This is a genomic window from Frankia sp. CeRuru1 (assembly GCF_977966315.1).
In genome coordinates, this window is sequence record NZ_CDWWEW010000277.1 from 1 (window position 1) to 6883 (window position 6883).

Consider the following 6883-nt stretch of genomic DNA (forward strand, 5'->3'; position numbering starts at 1 on the left):
CCGCCCTACCGTGCCCCGGTCCAACCCGGACGCCTTCGACACGGCGGTGACACCGCCGTGTCCCAGCATTCTCGCGCACCCGCCCGTCAACAGCCTGCGCTGACCTTCGTCGAGGTGGGGTAGGATTTCTGAGAACATAGACGAGAGTTCCTCGTCAGAAATCACATACTCGGCCATTCGTGAAGAGTACGAATCGAGACACGGTCATTGGCGTGCACATTCCCAAGAATTGGACAACGATCGCATCGGCTACGGCTTCCGCGTGCGCACTATTTGCGGAAATTATTTAATTCCAGACCCTTATGCCCGGCGGGCGTCCAGACGGCAGGTAGAGGGTAATCATCACTCTCTACCTGCATAAACGGAACTTGCGGGTCACCCTGGGCTTGGAACCCTAGCCATGGAGTCTGGACCGAGTTCGGGGCGACTCAGAATTCTGAGAGGACTTGACCGGCCGTCGGAGCAGAGCGAGTATGGATACATGACGGAACTCCCACAGTTGCCGTTCGATAATCCAGACATACTCGGCATCGCACCCCAGATGCTCGCGCTACAGCAGGAGGGGCCAATCATCAGGGTGCGGACCGCTGGTGAAGATGCCTGGCTGGTCACCCGCTACGACGAGGTGAAGGTACTACTCGCCGACCACCGGCTCGGTCTCAGTAATCCCAATCCGGAGCAATCGGCCGAGAGCGCGGCCAGGGGCTTCATGGTCGCGCTGATGGCCGGGGACGACTACGACAGCGAGGCCACCAGGCATGCACAGATGCGCGCGCTGCTCGTGCCCCGGTTCTCCACGCGCCGGATGCGCTTAATGAAAAGCCGGATCGAGCACCATGTGGACGACCTTCTCGACCATTTGGCCTCAGACACTCCGCCGACTGACCTGCACCGCGCGCTGTCGTTTCCGTTGCCGACCATGGTGGTCTGCGATCTACTTGGCGTGCCGCTGGCCGACCGGGAGCGTTTCGGGCAGTGGGCGAGAGGCACATTCGACCAGAGCAACAACCAACACTCGGCGAACACTTTTCAACAGGTTGTCAACTACATAACGGAGCTGGTGACACGCAAGCGAACCGAGCCGAGCGACGACATCTTGTCCGAGCTGATCGCCGAGGACGACGGTGCACTGTCCGATGCGTACATTGCCCACTTGGGCTGCGCCGTGCTGTTGTTCGGCTACGAGACCACCATTGTGCGCATTGACCTGGGAACCCTGCTGCTGCTGCGCAATCCGGCCCAGCGTGTCCTGCTGGCCGAGAATCCCAAACTCGCGCCGGCCGCGGTCGAGGAGATTCTGCGCCTGGGAGTGGGGGGCAAGGGATCCAACGCGCTAATACCCCGCTACGCGCACAGCGACATAGCCGTCGGCGAGACAATTATCCGGGCCGGAGATGCGGTGAAGCTGGCCATCGGCGCGGCCAACTACGACGACAGGGCTTTCCCCGCCGGCGACTTGTTCGATCTGGATCGAGACAAGCCCATGTCGCACCTGGCATTTGGGGGCGGCACTCGGCACTGCATCGGCCGCGTGCTAGCCCGGATCGAACTAACCGCGGTGTTTGAGAGGCTGTTCCGCAGAATTCCCAACCTGCGGCTCGCAGTACCCGAGGAGTCGCTGCGCTGGCAGGAGCACCGGATCACCGGCGGGTTCGATGAAATCCCCGTTACCTTCTAATTTTAAGTGGTCTTGCACGAGCGAAAAGACAGTCGTTCACCCTTCATGCTTCCTCCTTCGTGGTCGTAGGCTGGCGCATACCACAAAACCAGTCCGGGGATTACCAGTTGTTTCCCGACGACGTAGCAAACTAGTATGATTCGCGGTGTCGCTCGGCGAGGGTCGAGTGACACTCCACATCGACGGTGGGTTCGCGACGGCCTTCCAGTGTGTCGAAGACATCGGCCGCCGCAATGGCCGGGCTCCCTCGCCCCCAGTAGTTCCATCTTGAGCTATTTCTTCTTTCCACGCATGGGCGTGTCGAGGACAAGGAACCATGACGGAAACTTTCAGCGACTACGTCGACTGTATGCCTCTTCTCGACGACGGTGAGGCTCTCGGCCGGTTCTACGACGAGCACGGCTACGTCTATCTGCGCGGCGCCCTAGACCGTGAACTCGTGCGGACCGCCGCCGAGCAGATGCTCGGGGGGTTGGTCGCACTCGGCCACGCCGCTCCCGGCACCACGCTCGACGCCCTCACCATCGAGTCTTTCGAAGCGGTCGACGAGGTGGCGATGCACGACTACGTCGAGTACGACGACCTGTGGAACCACCCCTCGTCCCTCAAGATCTGGGAGAAGGTCTTCGGTGAGCCCGTCTTCGTCTTCAAGTCGACGACGATCCGCTACTACCCCTCCGCCGCAGGCTCCGCGGTGCCGAGCTTCCTGACACCGCTGCACCAGGACGGCTTCTACATCGGCCCGAACAAAGACTTCCGCACCGTCTGGATGCCGCTGCTCGCGACGACCCGCGGCATAGGTGGCGTCGCCGTCGCCGACAGCAGCCACAAGAAGGGCCCGCGCGAGCACGTCATCGTCGAGAATTTTCGCCGCTTCGGCCACGCCGTGCGCGGTGTCCCGGCGGAGGAGTTTGGTGCGGACGAGCAGCTGCTGTTCTCGCCCATGGAACCGGGCGATGTGATCATCTTCCATGCCTTCACGTGTAGCTGTTCAGCTGGCGTGGTCGGGCGTTCGCGGTCCTGTGTGTGGTGATCGCTTCTGCGGTTACGTCACAGTGGGTCATGATCGCTAGGTTTGGTGTGTGGGGTTCAAAGGGCAGCCGACGTACGAGGAACTCGTGCGTCGGCTCGCGGACCGGGAAGCCACGATCGCGGCCCAGGCCGAGCTGATCGCCCGACAGGCCGGGTTGATTGAGGAGCTGGCCGGGCGGGTCGCTGCACTGGAACGCCAGGCGAGTAAGGACAGCTCGACGTCGTCGCGTCCGCCGTCGTCGGACAGCCCGTATACCAAGGCGCCGAAACGGTCCTCGCGGACGAGGTCGGGGCGGACGAAAGGCAAGCAGCCCGGCGAGCCCGGCCGCACCCGGAACATGGTCGAGGACCCGGACGAGACCGTGACCCTGGACCCACTGACCTGTTCGGACTGCGGGGAGTCGCTGGCCGGAGCGCCGGTGTTCGCGGTGCGCCGCCACCAGGTGTTCGACACCCCACCCGCGCCACCGCGCCCGCACGTGACTGAGTACCGGGTGGTGGCCCGGACCTGCGCCTGCTGCGCGACGACCACCGCCGGCGACCAGCCGGCCGGGGTCGTGGGCCGGGTCTCCTACGGGCCGGGGCTTCTGGCCCGGGCAGCGTGGCTGGTGTGCGCGCATCACCTGCCGATCCGCCGCGCCGGGCAGGTCCTGGCCGCGCTGCTGGGCGCGGCGGTCTCGCCCGGCTGGGTCGCGACCGTGCGTGGCCGCGCAGCCCGTCTCCTTGAGGCCGTGTTCCTGCCCCACGTGAAGAACCTGGTCGCCGCCGCGGCGGTCGCGCACGCGGATGAGACGACCGCCCGCGCTGACGGCAAGCTGCGGTACCTGCATGTGGCCTGCACCGACTACCTCACCGTGATGCACGTCGGGGACCGCACGGCCGGCACGATCGACGCCGGTGGTGTGTGGCCGTCGTTCACCGGCGTCCTGGTCCGCGACGGCTACGCCGGCTACGCCCATGTGACCGGCGCGTTGCACGCCTGGTGCGGAGCGCACCTGCTGCGTGACCTGCGGTCGGTCCACGACGGCGACCCGACCGGGCAGATCTGGGCCGACGCCATGGTCACCACCCTGCTGGACGCCCGCGACGCCGCTGACGCCGCCCGCCGGGCCGGACAGACCGCCCTGGCCCCCGCCGTCGTGGCCCGGACCCGTAACCACTACCTCGGTGCGCTGGCCCGCGGCGACACCGACAACCACGGCAGACGCGACCCGCTGGCCACCGACGCCCGGACCCTGATCGGCCGGTTCCGCCGCTACGAAGACATGATCCTTCGTTTCGCGACGGACCTGGCGGTCCCGTTCACGAACAATGTCGCCGAACGCGATGCCAGACCGGTCAAAGTCCAGCAACGGGTCTCCGGCGGCTGCTGGCGCACCCTGCAAGGCCTCGCCGACTTCGCCGTCGTGCAGTCCTACCTGTCCACCGCCACCAAATGGGGCGTGGACACCCTCGACGCGCTCACCCGGCTGTTCACCACTGGCGCCTGGCTCCCACCCACCACCCAACCCGCATAACCGAAACGATCAGCCGCCAGCGACTCCAGCTGAACAGCTACCTTCACGTGCCACAAGTCCATCCCGAATGTTTCGGTTAACCCGGCCGGTATGCGGATGTCGATGGACACTCGCATCCAGCCCGCCTCGTCGCCTCGCGGGTTCAATGCCCTGACCCCCTGGACGGAGTCCGCGAAGGACTCCTCCAAGGGAATCATGTCGAAGATCACCGGTACCCCCACCATCACCGAGTGACGTTGCTAGCCCCGCACTCGCCTCAACTGTCCCCCTCACAGACGCCTGGGTAGGCAGCACATGACGAAACGCGAAGGCCTCCCTCTTCTGGAGGAGCCCGACGCGACGCCGGGGCTCCTGGCCGGCACGGAACCGGCCGCCGCGGGGCTAAGCGGCATTGCCCTTATGGTGGTGCTCACCGGATACGCCCTGTCCATCGTGGACGCCTCCATCGTCAATGTGGCACTGATCTCGATCAGGCACGACCTCCATGGCGGCCCCGCCGCGCTGGAACTGGTGGTGTCCGGCTACGGTCTCACCTACGCCCTCGGCTTGGTGCTGGGCGGACGGCTGGGCGACGCCTTCGGCAGACTGCGCCTGTACGCCTACGGGCTCGCGGCGTTCACCGTCACCTCGGCGCTGTGCGGACTCGCCCCGACCATCGAGTTCCTCGTCGCGGCCCGGCTGCTGCAGGGCGCCGCCGCGGCCATGCTCGTACCGCAGGTGCTAGCGACGATTCAGACGGCCACCGAGGGCCAGGCGCGCGCCCGTGCGATCGGCATATACGGCGTGACCGCGGCCCTCGGCATGGTTACCGGGCAGATCCTGGGCGGGCTGCTGGTCTCGCTGGACGTCGCCGGGATCGGCTGGCGGTCGGTCTTCGCGATCAATGTGCCGATCGGAGTGACCGCGCTGCTGGCCGTCCGGCGCGTCCCTGCGACCAGGGCCGATGCGAAGCCGGGCTTCGACCCGGTGGGCACCGTGCTGTTCGGCGTCACCATGGTCTGTGTCCTGACCTTGGTCGTGGTGGGCCCCGACCTGGGCTGGCCGCTGTGGCTGTGGTCGCTGCTCGCGGTCGCCGCAGTGGGGGCGCTAGCGCTGGCGCAGGCTGAACGCAGGCTGGAGGCGCGGGGCGGCTCACCGCTGTTGTCCCCGTCGGTGCTATCCCATCCGGGGATGCGCAGCGGGCTGGCGGCGGTCGTGCCGTTCTCCGCCAGCTTCGGTGCCTTCCTGTTCGTCTACGCACTGATCGCGCAGGGTTGCTTCGACCTCTACGGGCTCGCCTCTGGCGGGGTGCTGATGCCGTTCGCCGCGGCCTTCTTTGTGGTGGCGCTGTTCACCCCGAGGATCGCGGCGGCCCTGGGCCGCCGGATCGTCACCCTGGGCGCTCTCGTTCAGGCCACGGGCCTGTTGCTGCTGGCGCTGGTGATATGGCTGGGCTGGCCGCATCCCTCTCTGGCGCTCGTGCTCGTCGGGATCGCCTTCTTTGGCGTAGGCGCGGCGCTGATCGGCCCGACGCTGTTCCGGATGGTCCTGGCCGATGTACCCCCCGCGCAGGCCGGCATGGGGAGCGGTGTGCTGGTGACTAGCCAGCAGATGGCGACCGCGCTGGGCGCGACCGTCGGCGGAACCCTCTTTGTCTCCTTGGCCGGTTGGCTGTCGACGGCGTTGGCGGCTGTGCTCGTTCTCGCCCTGTTGATCTGTCTCTCGGTGACCGTTCTCATGATCAGCCTAAAACTCCCCGATCCCAGCTGACACCCACGCCCCTCGAACGGCGCGATTTGATTCAGATCTTCTCGCCGACAACCCTATCCGCAACGGCGCGCCGTCCTTCGGTTTACCCGCCTACAGAAGCGGAGACAGCCAAGTGCAGTTACAGACAAGGACAGCAGTTGTGACCGGTGCGGCCAGCGGCATCGGTCTCGCCCTCAGCGCCCGCTTCGCACGAGCCGGCGGCGGCGTGGTCATGGCGGACATCGAAGGCGACACGCTGCACCGCCGGGCCGCCGAACTCACCGCACAGGGCGCTCAGGTCACCGCAGTGACCGCTGACCTGACCGACCCGGACGCCGTTGAACGGCTCGCGGACACGGCGTTCGACCTGCTCGGCGACATCAACGTGGTGTGCAACAACGCCGGGGCCCTCGGCCCCGTGGGACAGCCCCTGTGGGAGGTGCCGCTGGAACGGATGCGGCAGGTCTTCGAGGTGAACCACTGGGCGCACGTTCTGGTGGCCCGCGCCTTCGTCCCCCGGCTGCTGGAGCGCGGCCGGCCCGCCCATCTGATTCACACCGCCTCGATGTCCGCCTTTGTCGTCGGCGCCGGCAGCGCCGCCTACGCCGCCTCCAAGCACGCCGACCTCGCGGTCGCCCGCAGTCTGCGCGCTGACCTGCGGGGCACCGGCGTCCGGGTGTCGGTGCTGTGTCCTGGCCGGGTCGACACCCCCATGGTCCAAGGTCTGACGGCCCCGCGCGGCGCGGGCGGCGACACCTCGGTGAGCGCTGAGGACGTCGCCGGACTCGTGTGGGAGGCCCTCGGCTCCGACCGCTTCTATCTCTTCAGCAACTCCGACACCCCGGTGCGGCTACGCGATCAGTTCGACGATGTATGGCGTCATGTTTCCCTTCCGCACCCTTTCCCCGAGGGGGTGCTTCTCTTTGAG

General features: G+C 66.6%; 6 protein-coding genes. All 6 read left to right on the forward strand.

The features are described from left to right. Nucleotides 1-481: 481 nt before the first annotated feature. Nucleotides 482-1678, forward strand: a complete 1197-nt coding sequence (penM, locus tag AC08OP_RS17740; RefSeq protein ID WP_476615214.1) for a pentalenolactone synthase — start codon at nt 482-484, stop codon at nt 1676-1678. Between the two features lie 316 nt (nt 1679-1994). Then, nucleotides 1995-2711: a phytanoyl-CoA dioxygenase family protein gene (locus AC08OP_RS17745; protein ID WP_476615215.1), complete on the forward strand. Its 717-nt coding sequence runs from the start codon at nt 1995-1997 to the stop codon at nt 2709-2711. An 85-nt stretch (nt 2712-2796) separates the two neighbouring features. Continuing rightward, complete coding sequence (tnpC, locus tag AC08OP_RS17750; protein WP_476615216.1) at nt 2797-4227, forward strand: IS66 family transposase; 1431 nt, start codon at nt 2797-2799, stop codon at nt 4225-4227. Nucleotides 4228-4329: 102 nt separating this feature from the next. Then, nucleotides 4330-4461, forward strand: coding sequence for a hypothetical protein (locus AC08OP_RS17755; protein ID WP_476615217.1), 132 nt, complete (start codon nt 4330-4332; stop codon nt 4459-4461). A gap of 60 nt (nt 4462-4521) precedes the next feature. Further along, on the forward strand, nt 4522-5976 hold the full coding sequence (locus tag AC08OP_RS17760) for an MFS transporter (protein ID WP_476615218.1): 1455 nt from the start codon (nt 4522-4524) through the stop codon (nt 5974-5976). 139 nt (nt 5977-6115) lie between these two features. Then, nucleotides 6116-6883, forward strand: a 768-nt coding sequence (gene ptlF, locus AC08OP_RS17765) for a 1-deoxy-11-beta-hydroxypentalenate dehydrogenase (RefSeq protein ID WP_476615219.1), incomplete at its 3' end; no start/stop codon positions are given.